The 20,376-nt window shown below is 72.6% G+C and carries 17 protein-coding genes and 1 other RNA gene; 5 read left to right on the top strand and 13 right to left on the bottom strand.

From position 1 onward, the window contains the following. Window positions 1–176: 176 nt before the first annotated feature. From recD2 to H7827_RS19840, 4 genes are all read right to left on the bottom strand, one after another. A complete protein-coding gene (gene recD2 / locus H7827_RS19855; protein ID WP_432746769.1) occupies window positions 177–2,387 on the bottom strand; it encodes an SF1B family DNA helicase RecD2 in 2,211 nt (736 codons plus the stop codon). A 190-nt stretch (window positions 2,388–2,577) separates the two neighbouring features. Next, window positions 2,578–3,519: an LLM class flavin-dependent oxidoreductase gene (locus tag H7827_RS19850; protein WP_432746768.1), complete on the bottom strand. Its 942-nt coding sequence runs from the start codon at window positions 3,517–3,519 to the stop codon at window positions 2,578–2,580. A 206-nt stretch (window positions 3,520–3,725) separates the two neighbouring features. Continuing rightward, window positions 3,726–4,736, bottom strand: coding sequence for a DUF1015 family protein (locus H7827_RS19845; protein ID WP_030725146.1), 1,011 nt, complete (start codon window positions 4,734–4,736; stop codon window positions 3,726–3,728). Between the two features lie 13 nt (window positions 4,737–4,749). Further along, complete coding sequence (locus tag H7827_RS19840) at window positions 4,750–6,012, bottom strand: ATP-grasp domain-containing protein (RefSeq protein ID WP_432746767.1); 1,263 nt, start codon at window positions 6,010–6,012, stop codon at window positions 4,750–4,752. 402 nt (window positions 6,013–6,414) lie between these two features. On the opposite strand from H7827_RS19840, the gene H7827_RS19835 reads away from it, so the two are divergent. Both H7827_RS19835 and H7827_RS19830 read left to right on the top strand, forming a co-directional pair. Continuing rightward, window positions 6,415–7,344 carry a helix-turn-helix transcriptional regulator gene (locus tag H7827_RS19835; protein WP_200366891.1) on the top strand — a complete coding sequence of 310 codons (930 nt, stop codon included), beginning with the start codon at window positions 6,415–6,417 and terminating at the stop codon, window positions 7,342–7,344. Then, the gene (locus H7827_RS19830; RefSeq protein WP_386537602.1) at window positions 7,345–8,340 is read left to right on the top strand and encodes a LuxR C-terminal-related transcriptional regulator; all 996 of its coding nucleotides are present in this window, start codon (window positions 7,345–7,347) and stop codon (window positions 8,338–8,340) included. A 104-nt stretch (window positions 8,341–8,444) separates the two neighbouring features. On the opposite strand, the gene H7827_RS19825 is transcribed toward H7827_RS19830, so the two are convergent. Further along, window positions 8,445–9,389 (bottom strand): cupin domain-containing protein, encoded by a 945-nt coding sequence (locus H7827_RS19825; RefSeq protein WP_432746766.1) that lies wholly within the window; start codon window positions 9,387–9,389, stop codon window positions 8,445–8,447. A gap of 308 nt (window positions 9,390–9,697) precedes the next feature. On the opposite strand from H7827_RS19825, the gene H7827_RS19820 reads away from it, so the two are divergent. Continuing rightward, window positions 9,698–10,321 carry an NAD(P)H-dependent oxidoreductase gene (locus tag H7827_RS19820; RefSeq protein ID WP_432746765.1) on the top strand — a complete coding sequence of 208 codons (624 nt, stop codon included), beginning with the start codon at window positions 9,698–9,700 and terminating at the stop codon, window positions 10,319–10,321. Between the two features lie 4 nt (window positions 10,322–10,325). Here H7827_RS19820 and H7827_RS19815 read toward each other — a convergent pair whose 3' ends face one another. Beyond that, complete coding sequence (locus H7827_RS19815) at window positions 10,326–11,327, bottom strand: LysR family transcriptional regulator (protein WP_432746764.1); 1,002 nt, start codon at window positions 11,325–11,327, stop codon at window positions 10,326–10,328. Between the two features lie 103 nt (window positions 11,328–11,430). Between H7827_RS19815 and H7827_RS19810 the strand changes: the two genes are divergently transcribed. Continuing rightward, window positions 11,431–12,813 carry an MFS transporter gene (locus tag H7827_RS19810; protein ID WP_432746763.1) on the top strand — a complete coding sequence of 461 codons (1,383 nt, stop codon included), beginning with the start codon at window positions 11,431–11,433 and terminating at the stop codon, window positions 12,811–12,813. Here the strand turns inward: H7827_RS19810 and H7827_RS19805 are convergent. From H7827_RS19805 to ftsE, 6 genes are all read right to left on the bottom strand, one after another. Beyond that, the gene (locus tag H7827_RS19805) at window positions 12,702–14,642 is read right to left on the bottom strand and encodes a penicillin-binding transpeptidase domain-containing protein (protein WP_432746762.1); all 1,941 of its coding nucleotides are present in this window, start codon (window positions 14,640–14,642) and stop codon (window positions 12,702–12,704) included. The genes H7827_RS19810 and H7827_RS19805 overlap by 112 nt on opposite strands. Before the next feature lie 99 nt (window positions 14,643–14,741). Further along, window positions 14,742–15,112: a transfer-messenger RNA gene (gene ssrA, locus H7827_RS19800) on the bottom strand. 94 nt (window positions 15,113–15,206) lie between these two features. Next, window positions 15,207–15,707, bottom strand: coding sequence for an SsrA-binding protein SmpB (smpB, locus tag H7827_RS19795; protein WP_030725125.1), 501 nt, complete (start codon window positions 15,705–15,707; stop codon window positions 15,207–15,209). A gap of 89 nt (window positions 15,708–15,796) precedes the next feature. Next, on the bottom strand, window positions 15,797–16,939 hold the full coding sequence (locus H7827_RS19790; protein ID WP_432746761.1) for a S41 family peptidase: 1,143 nt from the start codon (window positions 16,937–16,939) through the stop codon (window positions 15,797–15,799). A gap of 78 nt (window positions 16,940–17,017) precedes the next feature. Continuing rightward, the gene (gene ftsX / locus H7827_RS19785; protein ID WP_030725119.1) at window positions 17,018–17,929 is read right to left on the bottom strand and encodes a permease-like cell division protein FtsX; all 912 of its coding nucleotides are present in this window, start codon (window positions 17,927–17,929) and stop codon (window positions 17,018–17,020) included. A gap of 43 nt (window positions 17,930–17,972) precedes the next feature. Next, complete coding sequence (gene ftsE / locus H7827_RS19780) at window positions 17,973–18,662, bottom strand: cell division ATP-binding protein FtsE (RefSeq protein ID WP_030725116.1); 690 nt, start codon at window positions 18,660–18,662, stop codon at window positions 17,973–17,975. Window positions 18,663–19,083: 421 nt separating this feature from the next. Between ftsE and H7827_RS19775 the strand changes: the two genes are divergently transcribed. Beyond that, complete coding sequence (locus tag H7827_RS19775; RefSeq protein WP_030725113.1) at window positions 19,084–19,284, top strand: hypothetical protein; 201 nt, start codon at window positions 19,084–19,086, stop codon at window positions 19,282–19,284. A gap of 104 nt (window positions 19,285–19,388) precedes the next feature. Here H7827_RS19775 and H7827_RS19770 read toward each other — a convergent pair whose 3' ends face one another. Continuing rightward, window positions 19,389–20,147: a hypothetical protein gene (locus tag H7827_RS19770; protein ID WP_375878195.1), complete on the bottom strand. Its 759-nt coding sequence runs from the start codon at window positions 20,145–20,147 to the stop codon at window positions 19,389–19,391. Between the last annotated feature and the right edge of the window lie 229 nt (window positions 20,148–20,376).

Below are 20,376 nucleotides of genomic sequence, written 5' to 3'. Positions count from 1 at the left end.
TTCGGGGTGCCCTGACTCCCTCCCAGTGTCCCCCATCCGGGGCCAATATGTGCACTCAGGGTCGGCAATCGGCCCAGTTTCTGGCACGCCGTGCCGCTGGAACCGGGATGATGCGGCCTATTCTGCCCCGGCGGCCGGGACGGCGCCCGCCGACGGCCCGCCCGCCGGCACCCGCGTCACCCCGCGAGCCGCATGTCGAGCCCCGTGAACCGGCGCCCCGCCGAGACGCTGCGTACCGCCTGATCCAGGGCGCGCCGCGAACCCACCAGCACCACCAGCCGCTTCGCCCGCGTCACCGCCGTGTACAGCAGATTGCGCTGGAGCATCATCCAGGCGCTCGTCGTCACCGGGACGACCACACACGGATACTCGCTGCCCTGCGAACGGTGGATCGTCACCGCGTACGCGTGCGCCAGCTCGTCCAGCTCACCGAACTCGTACTCCACGTCCTCGTCCTCATCGGTGCGCACCACCAGCCGCTGCTCGTCCGCGTCCAGCTCGCGCACCACCCCGACCGTGCCGTTGAAGACGCCGTTGGCGCCCTTCTCGTAGTTGTTGCGGATCTGGGTGACCTTGTCGCCCACCCGGAAGATCCGGCCCCCGAACCGCTTCTCCGGCAGCCCGGGCCCGGCCGGGGTCACCGCCTCCTGGAGCAGCCCGTTCAGCGCCCCCGCACCGGCCGGGCCGCGGTGCATCGGGGTGAGCACCTGCACGTCCCGGCGCGGATCGAGCCCGAACCGCGCCGGAATCCGGCGCGCCGCCACGTCCACCGTCAGCCGCCCGGCCGCCTCCGTGTCCTCCTCGGCGAACAGGAAGAAGTCCGCGAGCCCCCGCGTCAGCGGCGGCCGGCCGGCGTTGATGCGGTGCGCGTTCGTCACCACCCCGGACTGCTGCGCCTGCCGGAAGATCCTGGTCAGCCGGACCGCGGGCACCGGGGAGCCGTCCGCCAGCAGATCCCGCAGCACCTCGCCCGCGCCCACCGACGGCAGCTGGTCCACATCCCCCACCAGCAGCAGGTGCGCGCCCGGCGGCACCGCCTTCACCAGCTTGTTGGCCAGCAGCAGATCCAGCATCGACGCCTCGTCCACCACCACCAGATCCGCGTCCAGCGGCCGGTCGCGGTCGTACGCCGCGTCACCGCCCGGCTTCAGCTCCAGCAGCCGGTGCACCGTGGACGCCTCGGCCCCCGTCAGCTCCGCCAGCCGCTTCGCCGCCCGCCCCGTCGGCGCCGCCAGCACCACCTTCGCCCGGCGCGCCCGCGCCAGCTCCACCACCGAGCGCACCGTGAACGACTTCCCGCACCCCGGGCCGCCGGTCAGCACCGCCACCTTCTCCGTCAGCGCCAGCCGCACCGCCGCCTCCTGCTCGGGCGCCAGCTCCGCCCGGGTGCGCTCCACCAGCCAGGCCAGCGCCCGGCCCCAGTCCACCCCGGCGAAGGCAGCCAGCCGGTCCTCCCCGGCCCGCAGCAGCCGCCGCACCTGACCGGCCAGCGACAGCTCGGCCCGGTGGAAGGGCGGCAGGTACACCGCCATCACGGTGCCGTGCGGATCCTCCGGGTCGGGCACCGGCTCGCGCACCACCCCCTCCGGGTCCTGCGCCAGCTCCCCCAGGCAGTCGATGACCAGCCCGGTGTCCACCTGGAGCAGCTTCACCGCCTCCGTGATCAGCCGCTCCTCGGGCAGGAAGCAGTGCCCCTGGTCGCTCGCCAGGGACAGCGCGTGGCGAAGTCCGGCCCGCACCCGCTCGGGGCTGTCGTGCGGGATGCCGACCGCCCGCGCGATGCGGTCGGCGGTCAGGAAGCCGATCCCCCACACGTCGGCGGCCAGCCGGTAGGGCTGGTTCCTTACGACGGAGATCGAGGCGTCCCCGTACTTCTTGTAGATCCGCACCGCGATGGAGGTGGACACCTCCACGCTCTGCAGGAAGACCATGACCTCCTTGATGGCCTTCTGCTCCACCCACGCCGCGGCGATCAGCCGGGTGCGCTTGGGGCCGAGCCCCGGCACCTCGATCAGCCGGCCCGCGTCCGCCTCGATGACCTCCAGGGTGGCCACCCCGAAGTGCTCGACGATCCGCTCGGCGGTCCTGGGCCCGATGCCCTTGATCAGCCCCGAGCCCAGGTAGCGCCGGATGCCCTGGACGGTGGCGGGCAGCACGGTCGTGTAGTTCTCCACCGTGAACTGCCGTCCGTACTGCGGGTGCGAGCCCCAGCGGCCGCGCATCCGCAGCGACTCCCCCACCTGGGCCCCGAGCAACGCCCCCACGACGGTGAGCAGTTCCCCGCCACCGCCCCCGGTGTCCACCCGGGCGACGGTGTACCCGTTCTCCTCGTTGGCGTAGGTGATGCGCTCCAGGACCCCCTCGAGCACCGCGCTGTGCGACGACATGCCCGCACGGTATCCACCGGCACCGACAGGGGCGAAGGGGGCTGTGGAAAACTCCGAAGGGCCCGGCTCCCCCGCCGGGCCCTTCGCTCCCCTCCTGCACCCCCGTGTTTCCCCGACCCCTACGACACCGGTCACGCCCGAACGGTTGCACCGATCCGCGAAGAGTTTTCCCGCACATGTGCCCTAACGGTCACAGGACCCGCCCGAGCCCCTCCAGCGCCACCAGCGGATCGGGCCCCGCGGGCATCAGGACCACGCTGCCGGCGCCCGCCGCGTGCAGCGCCGCGATCCGCTCCCGGGCCTGCCCGGGGGTGCCGGTGACCGCGAGCTGATCCACCCACTCACCGGGCAGCCGCGCGGCGAACTCCGCACGGTCCGCGCTCTCCTCGCGCAGCCGGGCGAACTCCGCGGCGAACGGCAGCGGGGTGATGTGCGGCGCCCAGTCCGGTTCGCCGATCCACTCCAGCGCCGGCCGCACCGCCGCCCGCGCCACCTGCGGATCGTCGTCCACCGCCGCCACGTTGTACGCCACCACGCGGTGCCCCTCCGCCACCGCCCGCGCGCCGATGTGCCCGCGCGCCGCCGCCAGATACTCGGGGGTCACCGGCTCGGCCAGGATCGTGCCGTCCGCCTCCCGCCCGGACAGCGCCAGCGACTTGGGCCCGCGCACCCCGGCCAGCACCGGCGGCACCACCGGCACCGGCAGATCCAGCGTCACCGCGTCCAGCCGCTCGTCGCGCACCGTCTCCCCCCGCAACAGCGCCCGTACGGTGCGCAGATGCTCGCCCAGCGCGCCCAGCGGCGACGCCGGGTACGCGCCGACCTGCCGCATCCAGCCGGGCATGCCGTGCCCGACGCCCAGGACCGGGCGGCCGGGGTACAGCTGGGCGAGCGTCGCCGCCTCCATCGCCGTCAGCGCCGGGTTGCGCAGCACGGCGGGCAGGATGCCGATCCCCACCCGGATCCGTTCCGTGACCGCCAGCGCGACGGCGGCCTGCGTGAAGCCGCCCCGGAAGAAGCAGTCCTCGACCACCCACACCTCGGCGAAGCCCAGTTCCTCGGCCCGCCGGACGTACTGGATGAACCGTTCCGCCGCCAGATCGCGCGGCACCATCACACCGATATCCGTCATGGCGGTGAGCCTAGGCCGTCTCTTATGGATCGTCGCGGGCCGGGCCGCCGGCTACGGCGCCTCGCTGCGTTGCCGAACTGCCCGAAGGACACCACCCTGAGGGCACTCCGGCGCCTTGCGATGCACCGCATCCGACGACCCGGCCTGATCCGCGAAGATCCAAAAGAGACGGCCTATGCGGCAACTCCCGGCCGGGCCACGGCGAATCAGCAGGGCAGCGGGGGCAGCAGTCCCGGCAGCGGGGCGGGGCCCAGCGAGGTGGTCCTGGGCGGCATCACGGTGCCGCCGGCGGCGCCCGACCAGATCTGTTCCCAGGTGGGCGGCGGCAGGATCAGCCCGGCCTCGTCGTCGGCCGGATGGCGCTCGGTGTACCCGGGCGTGGGGTCAAGTCCCTGGTCCTCGCAGAGGATCGGGATCAGGACGTGGTCGCTGATGGCGGCCGACAGCTCGGCCCACTCCGAGGGCAGGAACCGCAGCCGGCGCGCCGTGGTGACCGGGGAGACGCGGGAGATGGCCCAGATCCTGGACTTTCCGGTGAGTAAAAACGTGCCCGCGCGCGGCACCGGGCGCGGCGAGCCGGCCGGAAGCTCCGTCACCCGGGCGAAGCCGGAGGCCACATCGGCCGCCCGGTACGGGTCGAGGCCGGGCATCGTGCGGTGGGTGGCCGCCAGCCGCAGCGGGTAGCGGCCGTGGTCCACGACCAGGGCCGGCAGCCGGTCGCCCATCCGGGCGGGCTGGCCGCGGTGCAGCCGGCGGGCCGCCTCCAGACGGTGGTGTCCGTCGGCCAGCAGCACCGGGGGCAGCGCCGGGGGCCGCCGGCTCCACTCGCCGGCCACCGCCCACAGCCGCTGGGTGCCGCCGCGGGTGGCCGGCCCCGTACGGTCGGGCGGGCGGCGGACGGTCTCGTCGATGCAGCGGCGGAACGCGCCCGGGTCGGGGGCGGCCAGCAGCAGCGGTTCGGCGGGGGCGCGGCGCTCGCGCAGCAGCCGGGTGTGCAGCCGCACTTCGGGCTCGCCCACCTGCTGGTGCCGCAGGATGTGGCCGCTTTCGGTGCCGTGCAGGCTCAGGGCCCCCAGGACGCCGCGCTGTTCGACCCGGCCGTGCACGTCCAGGCGTTCCAGGACGACGTAGCCGGGGCGGGCGGGCGGTCCGGCGAACAGGCCGGGGAGGGGAAGCAGCAGGTCTGCCCGTGGGGCCGGGGTCGCGGGGAATCCCATCCCGGGGAGCAGCTCAGGCAGCAGTGTGCTCCTCCTCCTTCTCGGGACGCGCGGGCCGCCCGCAGGCTCCGGGATCCGCGCCGCCGACCACCGGGCGCAGCAGGCCCAGGGCCTTGCCGAGGACCGCCTCCACTTCCTGCGGGCAGGACGCGACGGCCGTGATGAAGCCATGCCCGGCGGCCCGGCTGGTGGCCTCCGGGACATGGCTTCCGACGCGAACGGTGATGCCGATGTCGGCGACGCCCGGCAGGGCGTACGCCTCGTCGATCCCGTGCACGGCGTCGAGCCGGCCGGGGGGCAGCCGCAGGGTACGGATACCCGCGTACCGCCGGCCGGACGAGTGGTGCGGCACCGGTACGGGCAGCCGCAGTGCGGTGGCGACGGCGAGCGCCACCGGGTCGGTGCCGGTGGCCAGCGCCAGCAGGTCGCCGAGCCGGCCGGGGCCGGGGTGGGCGTGCGACTCGATCAGGCGCGGTCCCTGCGCGGTACGGACCACCTCGGTCAGGGACAGTCCCGCCCGGTGGCCGGCGGCCCCCAGGGTGGCGGTGACCAGGTCGCCGATCGCCGCCGCGTCCCCCGGGCCGAGGTCGGCCGGCAGATCGTGGCCCTCCTCGGTGAACCCGGGGCCGTCCGACAGATGCTTTCTCGCCACGGCGAGCACGGTGTGCTCACCGTCCCTGGAGTGGGCGAGCACGCTGTACTCGGGGCCCTCCAGGAATTCCTCGATGATCAGCGCCGGTTCGCTCACCAGTTCGGCGGCCAGGAGTGCGGCATCCGCGACATCGCGCAGAAGATGCACCTCCTGGCCGCCCGAACCGGTGCGCGGCTTGGCGACGCAGGGGAAGCCGACCCGCTCGGCGGCGGCCACCAGATGCGTCACCCGGTCGCACTGCTCGAACCGGACGGGGGTACCGGTGAGCTGATTGACCTTGCCGCGCAGCGCCACTTTGTCCGTGAGGTACGCGACGGCGGCGTGCGGATTGCCCCGGAACCGCAGGGCCTCGTTCACCCGCGCGGCGACCAGCGCACTGGCCTCCGCGAAGCCGAACACCGACACCCTGGCGGGATGAGCGGCCAGATGACCGATCGCCATCAGCAGCCCCTGGTGATCCAGCCAGTCCACGGTCAGCGCGTCGTGCGCCGCCGCGACAGCCTCCCGGATCCCCGGAGCCGCCCGGTCGGGAGCGAGGACAAGAGTGCGGGCACCGACCACCCGGGCCGCCCGAACCTCTTCGAGGCGCGGGCTCAGCAACACCGCCAGCGGGGCCTGGGCCATCACCGCACCACTTTCCTGTCCACCGATCCGATCCGATCCGTCGTATCAGCGGGCCGTGGTCAGTCCCAGAGGCTGCCGGTCGTGATGACCTCGCCCTTGGCGTCCGGGGAACCGGCAGCCATGGCGACCCCACCGGAGGCACCCACGAGCAGGAGAGCTGCGATAACGCTCAGAGCAAACTTCTTCACGGGATCCCTCTTCCGTGTCCACATAGGCGAACATGAATGGCATGTTGGCCCAATCATGCTCACGAGCATTCACGAGGAAGTCGATAGAGTCCCTGTGGCATCATCTCGCCTGTCCAGTTGACGCCAAGGTGCTTGCTGACGTCATGCGAGGAAGATGAGCGTGTACGAACCCGGGGAAATAGACGCCGCGACGACACGGGTTTACCGGTTTCGCGTGATTCATCCCACCGACTCGGTGGCACAGATCGCCGCCCGGGCCGGCATTTCCACCGCCGAGGCCGCCTCCGCCGAGGCCCGGCTGACCGAACTGGGCCTGCTGCGGCCCTCGCCCGGCGGCGGACTGGTCGCCATCTCCCCCGAAAGCGCCGCCGACGCCCTGCTGGCACCCATCGAACAAGACATCCTCCAGCGCCGCATCGCCATGGCCGCCACCCGCGCCCGGCTGCACGCGCTCTCCGGCGACTACCTCGAAGCCCGCAGCATGCGCTCGGCCAAGAGCAGCATCGAGGTCGTCGAGGGTATCGACAACACCCGCGCCGTCATAGCCGACCTGGACCGCACCTGCGCCAAGTCGGTCGACGCGCTGCACCCGGGCGGCGGCCAGAGCCGGGCCGCCATCCAGGCCGCGACCCCCGGCGACCTGGAAATCCTCGAACGCGGCGTGAAGGCCCGCACACTGATGCAGCACACCGCCCGCCGGCACCAGCCGACCGTCGGGTACGTCACCACCCTCATCGAGGCCGGCGCCCAGGTGCGCAGCATCACCGCACTGCCCTCCCGGATGCTCATCTACGACGGCAGCTGCGCCGTCCTCCCGCTGGACCCGCTGCACACCAAGTCGGGTGTGGCGCTGGTGCGCGACCCCACCGTGCTCGGATTCCTCCAGCAGCTCTTCGAGCACTACTGGGACCGGGCGGCGGACTTCGTCGAAGGGCCGAAGAAGTCGGGCTCGGCACCCGTGGGCGTGGACCGCGACGTCCTGGTGCTGATGGCCGCCGGGAAGAAGGACGAGGCGATCGCCCACCAACTGGGCATGTCCCCACGCTCGGTGAGCCGCGTGGTGGCCCGGCTGCTGGAACAACTGGACGCCGACAGCCGGTTCCAGGCCGGCGTCCGGGCGGCGCTGAACGGCTGGCTCTCCTAGATGCCGATCCACGAGGTCGAGGACATCGACGCCACCGCGCTCCAGGTCTACCTGCTACGGGTACGGCACCCCGCGGACGACGCCGACCGGCTCGCCGCCCGCGCCGGGCTGCGCCCCGAGGAGGTCACCCGCGCCGAGGCCCTGCTGTACGGGCTCGGCCTGCTCCAGCCGTCCCCGGCGGGCGGCTGGGTGGCGGTCAGCCCGGAGAGCGCCGCCGACCAGCTGCTCGCCCCCGTGGAGGCGGACATCCTCGCCCAGCGCATCACGATGGCGGCCGCGAGGGAACAATTCCAGTCACTGTCGGGCGAGTACGTCGCGGCGCGCGGCATGCGGTCCGCCGAGATCAGCATCGAGGTCGTCGAGGGCATCGGCAACACCCGCGCCGTCATCGACGACCTGGCGCGTACCTGCACCGAATCGGTGGAGACCCTGATGCCGGGCGTCCCCACCGACGAGGCGATCGACGCGGCCGTCCCGCTCGACCTGGAGCTCCTGGCGCGCGGTGTCGGCATCCGCGTCCTGATGCAGCACAGCGCCCGCACCCACCGCGTCGGCCTGCGCTACGCCGAGACGATCGGCGCGGCGGGCGCCCAGGTGCGCAGCGCCGGGACACTGCCCTCGCGGATGCTGATCTACGACCGGCGCTGCGCGGTCCTCCCGCTGGACCCGCTGCACACCGGGACCGGGGTGGCGCTGGTGCGGGACCCCTCCGCGCTGAGCTTCCTGTGCCAGGCCTTCGACCACTGCTGGGACGACGGCATCGACATCCCGGTGACCGCGGGCGCCGGGGAGGCGGGGGACGGCGTGCCCAACGGCCTGGAGCGCGAGGTGCTGCGGCTGATGGCGGTCGGCAGGTCGAACGACGACATCGCGGAGCAACTGGGAATCTCCCGGCGCTCGGTGAGCCGTCTTGTCTCCCAGCTGATGGCCCATCTGGGCGCCACCAGCCGGTTCCAGGCCGGGGCCCGGGCCGCCCTGAACGGCTGGCTCGGCTAGGCCGTCAGGAAGACGCCGATGGCGGGGGCCCGGGGTGGGGGCCGACGGGAGGAGCGGGCACGTGGGCGTCCGCGACCGACCGCCCACGCGGACACACCACCGCGTCACCGCGCCTCGGCCAGGCGGCGGAACTCGCTGGGGTTGGTGCCCCGGATCCTCTTGAACGCCACGCTGAACGCGAACGGATCGCTGTAACCGACGGCACGGGCGACGTGCGCGACGGTGGAGGACCCCTGCTCGACCAGGAGATCCGCCGCCAGCGTCATGCGCCAGCGGGTGAGATAGGCCAGCGGCGGTTCCCCGAGCAGATCGGCGAACCGTTTGGCGAGTGTCGAGCGGGACACCCCGGTACGCCGGGCCAGTTCGCCCACCGTCCACGGCGCCGCCGGCTCGCCGTGCACGAGGCGCAGGGCCTGGCCGACCACCGGGTCCTTCTGGGCGGTCCACCAGGCCGGGGGGCGGCCACCGGGCCGGTCCAGCCAGGTGCGCAGCGTACAGACCAGCATCCAGTCGAGGAGGCGGTCGAGCACGACCTGCTGGCCCGGTTCGTCGCGGGCCACCTCGGCGGCGAGGTGGTCGAGCACCGGGTCGCCGGTGCCTCCGCAGTCCACCCGCAGCACGACGGGCAGCGCCTCCATCAGCCGCCGGCTGATCTCGCCGCGTACCGGGTAGGCCCCGACCACCAGGGTCGTCGCACCGCTGTCGTCGCCGCCCCCTTCCCCGGGATCGTGCCAGCCCAGCCTGTGCCGGGTGCCGCCCTGCTCGGGCGTCGCGCAGTCCTCTCCGCAGATGATCGGCTCGGCCGTGCTGCCGGGCTCGTCCACGAAGGTGAAGGTCGTGGGACCGCGCACCACGATCGTGTCGTGGGCGCCGAGGTGCTCGGGCGGATGGCCCTCCGGCACGATCCAGCCCGCCCCGGTGAGGACGGTGCACAGGGTCAGCGGCGCACCGTCCACGAAGTGCAGTGACCAGGGCGCGGAGAGCGTCGAACTGCCGAACAGGGAGCCGCGGGCCCGCACTCCGCGGAAAAGGTCACTGGTCACGTCCATAGGGACAGGCTAGACGATCGCAAAGGTATTCCGGCCTCTCACCCATGTGATCGTGCGTCCCGTGGGTGTTCTGTAGGAGCCATGACGCGAAACGCACAGCTTGTGCCCGGTGCGACCGGCACGGCGGGACCCAGGAACGCCACCCGACTGCGGCAGGCGCGTGGGACGGGCGGTGACCCGCGCGGCAGCCCGGCCCCGGCCGCGACCGCCCGGCACCGCCGTACGGCCCCGGAGTGCCGCTCACGGACGACGTGAGGCACCGCGTGCCCGACCCCCGATCCGTATCCCGCCCCCATGGAGGCCCTGACATGACACCTGATGACGGCGACCCCCTGACCCTGCTGGTCACCGCACACCCGGACCCCGGCTCCCTGACGCATCACGTGGCGCGGCAACTCGCCTCGGCCCTCCGTCCCCGGGCCGTCGAGGTGGCGGACCTGCACCGGGAGCGGTTCGATCCCCGGTTCACCCCGGCGGACCGCCGCCACTACCAGGAAGGCGGCACCCACGCTCCCGACGTGGCCCGCGAGCACCGTCGTCTCGACCGCGCCACCGACCTCGTCCTGGTCTTCCCGGTGTACTGGTGGTCCATGCCGGCGCTGCTCAAGGGGTGGATCGACCGCGTGTTCGTCAACGGCTGGGCTTTCGATTACTCGGTCGGGTCGGAGCTGCGTCCGAGGCTCCAGCGGCTCACCACGCATCTGCTGCCCATCGCCGGCGACGACGCCGGCAGCTTCGAGCGTCACGGCTACGAACGCGCGTTGCGGACGCAGATCGAGCACGGCATCGTCGACTACGTCGGCAGCCGCCGCGGTGCCACCGCGTTCATCCATGAATCCGACCAGCCGTCCTCCCCGGCCACGGCGGAGAGCGTCGCACGGGCCGTACGCCTCGTCAGCGAAGCGGTACGGACCGGGACTCCTGCCACGTGACCTCTCACGATCCGCGCGAGGAGGGCGGGACCGCCGGCGGCACGAACCGGCGGTCCGGCTCGGGCAGCCAGGCGCCCGGCGGGCGGTGCAGCCAGTTCCCGGTGGCGGCCAGCGCCGCCGCCGTGTCCAGCAGCGCGGCCAGCCCCGGGTGCTGCAGGGCGCGGGGCCACACCACCGAGACCGGCGACAGCGGCACCGGGTCGGTCAGCGGGCGCAGCACCATGCCGGGAACCCCGGTGAACTGCTCGCTGGCCAGCACCCACCACCCGCGCGCCCGCACCAGCCGGACGAACTCCTCCTCGCCGTCGATGCGCGGGAACGGCGGCGCCACCGCGATGCCGCGCCCGGCGAACAGCCGCTCCGCGTAGTCCGTCCACTCGGTGGTCTCCGGATTGCCGGCACCCGCGTACAGCTCACGCCCGGCCAGCCGCTCCAGCGGGATCTCGGCGAGCCGGGCCAGCGGATCGTCGGCGGGCAGCAGCACCGCCGTCCGCTCGTAGCGCACCAGCCGGTGGTCCAGCCCGGCGCGGACCCCGGGGTCAAGGCCCGCGAACCGGCCGAAGGACACATCCAGCTGGCCGCGCGTCATCTCCGCCACCGCCCCGGCCAGACCGCTGTGGAAACGGGCCACGAACTCCACCCCGGGCGCCGAATCGCGGGCGGCGTCCAGGATCAGCCGGGCCGTGGTCACCGGCGCCGACACATCCACCACCAGCGGACGGGCCCCCGCCCCGGCGCCGCGCACCGCCGCCGCCAGGTCCCGCTGCGCCTCCAGTGCCCGGCGCACCGGTGCCAGCAGCCGCTCGCCCTCGGCCGTCAGCGTCACCTGGCGGGTGCTGCGGACGAACAGCCGCGTCCCCCACTGCTCCTCCAGCCGTCTGATGTCCCGGGACAGCGCCTGCTGCGCGACGAACAGCCGTGCGGCGGCGCGGGTGAAGTGCAACTCCTCGGCCACCGCGACAAAGGCGCGCAGCAGCCGTGGATCGGTGTCACGGTCGGCGGGCATTCCCTCATTGTCGCCGGTCGGGGCCGATTCACTACCGGATTGTGTGAATGGCGGCCGATCAGGTGTTGGACGCCCCGCGCGGCCCGGTCCGAAGGTGATCCCCATGCAGTTCGCCCTCACCGGCCACACCCTCGTCCACGTTCCCGGCTCCCCCGACCGGCACCGCCGCTGCCGCCGACCCCGGCACCCGCGCGGCCCGTACGCCCGGCTGTTCGACGCACCGGGCGCGCTCGCCTTCACGCTGCCCAATCTGCTGGCCCGGCTGCCGATGGGCATGTTCAGCATCTCCGCCGTGCTGCTGATCACCGGGCTGCACGGCTCGTACGCGCTGGCCGGCGCGGTCGTGGCCGCCACGCTCGCCGCCTCCGCCGTCGGCGGCCCGCTGCTGGCCCGGCTCGTGGACCGGTACGGGCAGGCCAGGATCACCGTCCCGGCCGTGCTGCTGACCGGCACCGGACATCTGGGGCTGCTGGGGTGCGTCACCGGCGGCGCCCCGCTGTGGGCCTGGTTCTGCTGCGTCCCGCTCATGGCGGCCACCCCCAACACCGGTGGCATGTCACGGGCCCGCTGGGCGCACCTGTACCGGGACGATCCCGCCGCCCGGCACACCGCCAACTCCTTCGAACAGGCCATGGACGAGCTGTGCTTCCTGCTCGGGCCGCTGATCGCCGCCGGGCTGTGCACCGCGCTGTTCCCGGCGGCCGGCGCTCTCACCGCGGTCACGCTGCTGATCACCGGCGGTGTGCTGTTCGCGGCCCAGCGCCGCACCGAGCCGCCGGTCGCCCCCCGTGGCCCGGGGCGGGCCCGCACCGGGCGGGCCCCGCTGCTGCTGCCCGGGATACCGCCGCTGCTGGCCACCTTCCTGTGCACCGGCGCCGTGTTCGGCTCGCTGGAGGTGGTGACGATCGCGTACGCGGACGGTCTGGGGCTGAAGGCGTGGGCGGGCGCGGTGCTGGCGGCGCAGGCGCTGGGTTCGGGGGCGGCCGGGCTCGCGTTCGGACTGCTGGCCCCGGGGGCCGCCCCGGTACGGCGCCGGCTGGTGCGCTGGGTGACACTCATGGCCGTGCTGATGGCGCTGCCGCTGCTGGTGGCGGCCGGCACCGGCGCGCTGCCGCCGCTGGTGCCGGTGCTGCTGATCGCCGGGATGGCGACGGCGCCGACCATGGTCACCGGGATGACGCTGCTCCAGGAGCTGACCCCGGCGCCCCGGCTCAACGAGGGCATGTCCCTGGCGGTGACGGCGCTGCTGTCCGGCATCGCCGCGGGCGCGGCGGCCGGCGGCTGGGCGGCCGAACATCTGCCGCCCGGTGCCGCCGGCTACGCCACTCCGCTGACCGCCGCCGCGCTGGCGGCGGCGGTCGCCGGGCTCGCGTTCTACTCCTGGAAGCCGGTGAGGAAGTCCACCGCGACCGGGCCCGCCGTGGCGCCGCCCGAGCCGCCGTCCAGCAGCAGCACGGCGAAGGCCAGGTCCGCGTCGCCGAGGTAGCCGATCAGCCAGGCGTTGGTGGACAGTTCACCGTCGCCGGTGTCGAACTCCGCCGTTCCGGTCTTGGCGTGCGGCGTGCCGGGCACGGAGCCCAGCACGGTGGCGGTGCCGTCGGTGACGGTGTCCCGCATCATCGAGCGCAGCGCCGCGTAGGTGTCGGCGCTCAGCTCGGACGGCGCGGGCGTGGGCTCGGCGACCGCGTCGGGCACCAGCACCGGCTGGTGGAAGGCGCCCTCGGCGACGGTGGCCGCCACCGAGGCCATCACCAGCGGGCTGGCCTGCACGCGGGCCTGCCCGATCAGCGAGGCCGACAGGTCGTTGGCGCCCTCGGCGTCCGGCACGCTGCCGTCGAACGAACCGGTGCCCAGGTCCCATGCGACGCCGATGCCGAACGCCTCGGCGGTCAGCCGCAGCGTGTCGGGCTCGAAGCGGTCCCGGTTGGCTATGTAGGCGGTGTTGCAGGAGGCGGTGAACGCCTCGTGCAGCGTGGTGGCCGGGCCCAGTTCGAACTCGTTCTGGTTCTGGAAGCGGTAGCCCTCCACGGTCTCGTACTTCGGGCAGCCGATCGCCTCGCCGGGCGCGGTGCCGCCCTCCAGCAGCGCCGCGGTGGTGATCACCTTGAAGGTGGAGCCCGGCGCGAGCTGCCCGCTGAGCGAGCGGTCCCCGCCGTCCAGCGGGGAGTCGGCCGCCGCCAGCACCTCCCCGGTGGAGGGCCGCACCGCCACGATGGAGCCGGCCTGGTCCGTACCCTCCAGCGCGGCCTCGGCGGCACGCTGCACATCGGCGTCGATGGTGGTCTGCACGGGGGTACCGGGCTCGCCGCCCTCCTGCTCGTAGAGCACCTCCACCGCGTCCCCCGACTCACGGTCGGCGATGACGACGGCGGCGCTCGGGGTGCCGGCCAGCTGCTCCTCGTACCGGCCCTGCAGGCCGGAGGACCCGGCGCCGGTCGCGGGGTCAAGGCCGCCGACCACGGTGCGCGCCAGATGCGCCAGCGGGCGGCTGTCCTCCGCGAACTGGAGGCCCTCCACCGCGCGCAGCGTGTCCTCGTGCTCGCGGAAGACCTCGTCGCGCAGGCTCACCACGGACACGGCCTGGTCGGGGTCGGACGCCTCCACCCGGTCGGCCAGCGCCTCGGTGTCCAGGCCCACCTCCAGCCCGTCCAGCGCCTCGTAGGCGGCCTCGGGGTCGCTCAGCCGGGCGGGCCAGATGCTCAGGTCCCACACGACGGAGGGACCGGCCAGCTGGCTGCCGTCCGCGGCGAGGATGGGGGCGCGCTCCGACTGGTCGGTGCTCAGCACCAGGGTCTGGCCCTCGGACAGCTCGGGGTGGACCAGCGGCGACTCCCAGTGCACGTGCCAGGTGTCGTCCTCGACTCCGTCGAGGGCGGCGTACAGGGAGGACTCGTAGGACCACTCCCCCACCCCGGGCAGGGTGAAGGAGGCGGTGAAGGGCACCGTGTACGCGGCCTCCGGTACGCCCTCGCCCAGCTCGGCGCGCACCACCTCCCCGTCGATGGTGAGGGCCGTCGCCTCGGCACCGAGGTTGCGCTGGACCGACTCCAGCAGCGAGCCGGCGGCCTCCTCGTCGTTCGTGTGTGCGGCGGCCCCCTCCAGATCGCCCTCCGCCCAGGCGTCCAGGAATGCCTTGGCCTCCGCCCGGGCGGCGCTCGCCGGGTCGTCGTCGCCGCGCAGCAGCAGGACGGCGCCGATCGCCAGCACGGTGACGGCGACCGCGCCCCCTATGATCCACTTCGTTCGGTTTCCGCCGGTCGTCTCGGGCTCTGGCCGGCCCTGAGGACCCCACCCCGCCGGTGCACTGTCTGCCATGCCGGTGACCCTACCGGGCCCCACGGACAGTCATCCCGGGGTTCGAACAAACGCAGGCCCCGGCCCGCGCGAACGCGGGCCGGGGCCTGACGGTGAAAACAGTGGAGATGGCGGGAATCGAACCCGCGTCCAGTGACGTGGAAAGAGGGCTTCTCCGAGCGCAGTCCGCTGCGATTTTCTCAGCCCCGGAGATCACGCGGACAAGTCTCCGACGGGCTCAGTCACTGTTAAATGTCCCGCAAGCCTCCGTGACCGAGGCTAACGGTGAAGTCCCCTAGCTGATACCAGGAACCGGGACGGGAACAGGCCCGGGCTGGCACCTCACCAGTCGCTACTTATGCAGCGAGGGCGAAGGAATCGCGCTTGGTATTGGCGATTATTTTTTTGCGACATATGGTTTACGAGATCATTGCCGCTTCCTCGGCTCGCTTCCCCTGCTTCGACAACCACTGTCGAAACCGATCATCCCCATGTTGAGTTAACAAACAGCCGGGCCCCGTGGGACCCGCTGTGCACCAGTGTACGCCACCCGGTGCCGCGACGCCCGGGCTTTTTCCGCGCCGCTCAGGCGCGCTGCCGGCGACGGGCCGCCGACATCGCGCGCTCCGCCTCCCGGGTGTCCTGCTTCTCCCGCAGCGTCTGCCGCTTGTCGTACTCCCGCTTGCCGCGCGCGACGGCCAGCTCGACCTTCACCTTGCCGTTCGTGAAGTACAGCGCCAGCGGCACCAGCGTCAGACCCGACTCCTGCACCTTGCCGACCAGCTTGTCGATCTCCGCGCGGTGCAGCAGCAGCTTCCGCTTGCGGCGCGCGGCGTGATTGGTCCAGGTACCCTGCGCGTATTCCGGAATGTGCACATTGTGCAGCCAGACCTCACCCCCGTCGAGCTGCCCGAAGCCGTCCACCAGCGAGGCCCGGCCCTGGCGCAGCGATTTCACCTCGGTACCCGTGAGCACCAGGCCGCACTCGTACGTGTCCAGGATCTCGTAGTCGTGCCGCGCCTTCTTGTTCTGCGCGATGAGCTTGCGCCCCGACCCGATCGCCGTCTCTTTCTTCTTCTTAGCCATGACGTGATCAGTCTACGGCGCCACGCCGCCGCGCCGCCGCCCGTTTAACGGTCGCCCGCCGCACCGCCCGGCCGGCGCGGACCACGCCCTCAGCCGGGCCCGGCGGCCAGCCCGTCCAGCACCGTACGCGCCTTCTCCTCGGCGTCCTCGCCCGCCTCCACCGGCAGATCCGGCTCGACCGGCCGCTCCTCGTCCACCGTCCGCCCCGAGGGCGTCGCGTAATACCCCACGGTCAGCTCGGCCACCGACCCGTCCGGCTGCTCGCTCGGCATCTGCACCGTCCCCTTGCCGAACGTGCGCGAGCCCACCAGCACCGCCCGGTTGCGGTCCTGCAACGCCGCCGCCAGCAGCTCCGCAGAGCTCATCGTGCCGCCGTCCACCAGGACCACCAGCGGCGTACGGGTGTCCCCGCCCGGCTCCGCGTGCAGCGCCCGCTGGTCACCGTGCACGTCGTACGTCGCCACCAGACCGCCGTCCAGGAACACCGAGGCCGCCTGCGCCGCCTCCGTCAGCAGCCCGCCGCCATTGCCGCGCAGGTCAAGCAGCACCGCGTCCCCGGCCGGGACGCCGCCCACCGCCTCGCGCAGTTGACCGGCCGAGCCCCGGGTGAAGGAGGAGACATGGATCCGGGTCACCCCGGGCACCTCCCGGGTCACCGACACCGTCTCGGCCGTGAGCCGGGCCCTGGCCACCTCGGCCTCCCAGCGCTCCCCGGCCCGCACCAGGCCCAGCAGCACGGTGGAGCCGGGCCCGGCCGCCGCCGGCTGGTCGCTGCCGCGCAGCCGCCCGACCGCGTCGGTGACCGCGCCGCCGTCCAGTCCGGCCCCGTCGATGGTGACGATCTCGTCGCCCGGCAGAATCCCGGCCCGCTCGGCCGGACTGTCCGCGTGCACCTCGTTGACCACGATCCGGCCGTCCGCCGTGCGGCTGACCGCTATCCCGGTGCCCACGTACTCGCCCTCCAGGGACAGCCGCAGCCGCTCGTACTCCTGCGGCGAGTACGCCGCCGCCCAGCGGTCACCGCTGCGGCTGACGAGCCGGGCGGCGTCACCCGCGTCCCGTGGCGCGTCGTCGCCGGCCGCCACGGGGACGCTGTCGGCGCCCTCACCCTCCGGCTCCTCGATCCAGGAGCCGGTCGCGGCCCCCGACATGAGCACACCGGCGAACACACAGGCCAAAGCCGCCCCACGCCGGACAGACCGGGGCGTCAGCCGATCAGTCGGACCTGACATGGACGGGAGTGTAGGTCACCGGACCGGGGCGCGCGGAAGGCCTTTCGGAGGTGCGTGGCGTGATTCATCACACCCGCGTCACACCTTCAAGTACTTGCGCAGCGCGAAGAACGCCGCCACCGACGGCATGAGCGCACCCACCGCCAGCACGAACGGCAGCACCGAGATCACCGCGTCCCAGCCGATGAAGTTGATCAGCGGGATCTCCTGGGCCAGGAAGTTGTTGATCGCGAAGTACTTGACCCCGATCAGCAGCACACAGGCGAACAGGCCGCCCAGCAGCCCCGCGATCGCCGCCTCCAGGATGAACGGCATCTGGATGTAGAAGCTGGACGCGCCCACCAGCCGCATGATCCCGGTCTCCCGGCGGCGGCTGAACGCCGACACCCGCACCGTGTTGACGATCAGCAGCAGCGCCACCACCAGCATCAGCGCCATCAGGCCCAGGGCGGCGTAGTTGACGCCGTTCAGCAGCGCGAACAGGTTCTCCAGCTGCGCCCGCTGATCCTCCACCGAGTAGACGCCGTCGCGCCCGGCGAACGCCGTCGCGACCACGTCGTACCGCTCGGGGTCCACCAGCTTGACCCGGAAGGACTCCTGCATCTGGTCGGGCGTCACCACGGCGGCGATCGGCTGACCCTGCTGCTGCTCCTGGTAGCGGTCGTACGCCTCGCTCGCGGACTCCTCGTACACCTCGTCGACCAGCTGCATGGCCTCCAGCTCGCCGAGGATCTCCTCCTTCTGATCCTCGGTCACGGCGCCGCGCGCACACTGCGGAGCGTTGTCGGCGTCGTTCTCGTTGCAGAGGAAGATCGAGACCTGGACCTTGTCGTACCAGAAGTCCTTCATGCTGTTGACCTGCTGGTTCGCCAGCAGGGAGCCGCCCAGCAGCGCCAGCGAGAGGGCGACCGAGACGATGACCGCGAAGGTCATCGTGAGATTGCGGCGGAGACCGACTCCGATCTCCGACAGGACGAAGTGGGCGCGCATGGCGTCCTTTCAGTGCGGGGGTGAGTGCGTGAAGCGCCGGAGGTCAGTTCTGGTAGCCGTACACGCCGCGCGTCTGGTCACGCACGAGTCGGCCCTTCTCCAGCTCGATCACCCGCTTGCGCATCTGGTCCACGATCTGCGCGTCGTGCGTCGCCATGACCACGGTGGTGCCGGTGCGGTTGATGCGGTCGAGCAGCTTCATGATGCCCACGGAGGTATCGGGGTCGAGGTTGCCCGTGGGCTCGTCGGCGATGAGCAGCATGGGGCGGTTGACGAACGCGCGGGCGATCGCCACCCGCTGCTGCTCACCACCGGACAGCTCGCCCGGCATCCGCTCCTCCTTGCCGCCCAGGCCCACCAGATCGAGGACCTCGGGCACGGTCTTGCGGATCTTGCCGCGCGCCTCGCCGATCACCTCCATGGCGAAGGCGACGTTCTCGCCGACCGTCTTGTTCGGCAGGAGGCGGAAGTCCTGGAAGACGGTGCCCAGTTGGCGGCGCACCTGCGGCACCTTCCAGTTGGACAGCCGGCCGAGGTCCTTGCCCAGGACGTGCACGGTGCCGGTGCTGCAGCGCTCCTCGCGCAGCAGCAGGCGCAGGAAGGTGGACTTGCCGGAGCCGGAGGAGCCCACCAGAAAGACGAACTCACCACGCTCGACCTCCAGGGAGACATCGCGCAGTGCCGGCGCGGTCTGCCGGGGGTACGTCTTGGAGACATTGTCGAATCGGATCACGGTTACACCACGTCAAGGCTGGGTACATGCGGCGGAAGCCCCTGGCGGTATCTCCCGGCCGATGGCTGGGGGAGGCTCCCCCCTCGCTGGGCACAGACCTTACGCGACGCGGCGCATGGTGCGCAGACAGCGACCGCTACCACCCGCTTTGCCCTGATCTGGCGTCTGCGGTGAGGGCGTCTCGTCTGGATCTTCGTGGATCAGGCCGCGGCTCCCCCAACCTTCGGCCGGGGGTGCCCCCAGGATGCGGCGCATCGCAAGGCGCCGGAGTGCCCTCAGGGTGGTTTCCTGTGGGCATTTCGGCAACGCAGCGAGGTGCCGTAGCTGACGTCGCGGCCCCGCGAAGATCCAGACGAGACGCCCTTGAGGCCAAAGCCTGGCACAGTAGGTAAGGAGGGGGACATGAGAGGAGACGATCGCCATGACCGCCGCAGACTGGCTGGTGTGCGCGAACTGCGCCGGGCGCGTGAGCGAGGGCCGGTGCGCCGTGTGCCGGGACCGCCGGGCCCGGATGCGTGAGGAGCGGGGGGCGTGGGGGCCGCTGGGCGGCCCGGGGGCGCTGCTGATGGCGGCGCTGCTGGCGCTGGTGACCGTGGCCCTGCTGGTGGCCAGACCCGCCTGAGGCGGACCGCGGAGACAGCCGGGACAGCCGTACGGGCCCGGAGCGAGTGGATCGCTCCGGGCCCGTAGGCGTTACGCGAGTGACGCGTGAGGTGCGGGCCGTCGTCAGGCGGCGGCAGCACCCTTGTTCACCAGACGCGGCAGGTAGCGGAAGGCCACCCCACCGGCGATCATGGTCGCGGCACCGATGATCAGCAGCGCCTCGCCACCGGAGGCACCGGTCTCGGCCAGCTCGCCACGCTCCCCGTTCGGGGTCTCCCCGGCGGGAGTGGTGGCGTCCGGCACGGTCTCGGTGATGTCCTCGGCCGGCGGGTTCTGCTCGATCGGGCTGTTGTTACCGGGGCTGTTGGGGTCCGGGTTGTTACCGGTGGCGCCCTCGTTCACACCGGGGCCGGGGCCACCGTTACCGGAGCCACCGTTGTCGGAGCCACCGTTGCCGCCATCAGCGTCACCGTTGCCACCGTTACCGCCGTCGGCGTCACCGTTGCCACCGTTGCCGCCATCGGCGTCACCGTTGGCACCCTCGTCGGCGCCCTCGTCGGCACCACCGTCGGCGGCACCGCCCTCGTCGCCACCGTCGGCGCCCTCGTCGCCACCCTGGTCGGCGCCCTCGTCGGAACCAGCGTCGGCACCTTCGTCGCCGCCGCTGCCCTGGTCGGCACCCTCGTCGCCGCCACCCAGGGCGCCGCCCAGGATCCCGGTGCCGAGGACATCGCCCTCGTCAGCGCCACTGGTTACCGCGTCAGTAGTCTTCGCGCTGGTGGTCGCGTTGGCGGTGCCGACCACGGCGAGCGAAGCACCGGCCGCGAAGATCGCAGCCGCGGCCACCCGCGCGACGTTGGCGCGCGTCTTGGAACTGGCCATAAATCCACTACCCCCTGTAGTTATTGAGTCTCGACAATGTCTTGTCGTGGGGTCGCAGCCTCACTCAAGGGCTGCGGCGGTGCGGCAGGGGCACCCGCGGCTCGTGCCGGTACGCACCCCGCTGCAACACGCACCCCAGAACACAGGCATGCCGCGAACAGCTTTCCCGCTCGTCATGCGAGCGTCAAGCGGGATGTCCGTTAAATACCCTGCCTGGCGTGAGAATTGG

Source organism: Streptomyces sp. JH002, assembly GCF_050916115.1.
GTDB classification, from domain to species: domain Bacteria; phylum Actinomycetota; class Actinomycetes; order Streptomycetales; family Streptomycetaceae; genus Streptomyces; species Streptomyces xiamenensis.
Note: the sequence above shows the minus strand (reverse complement) of the source record. Positions and strands in the feature narration are given on the sequence as shown.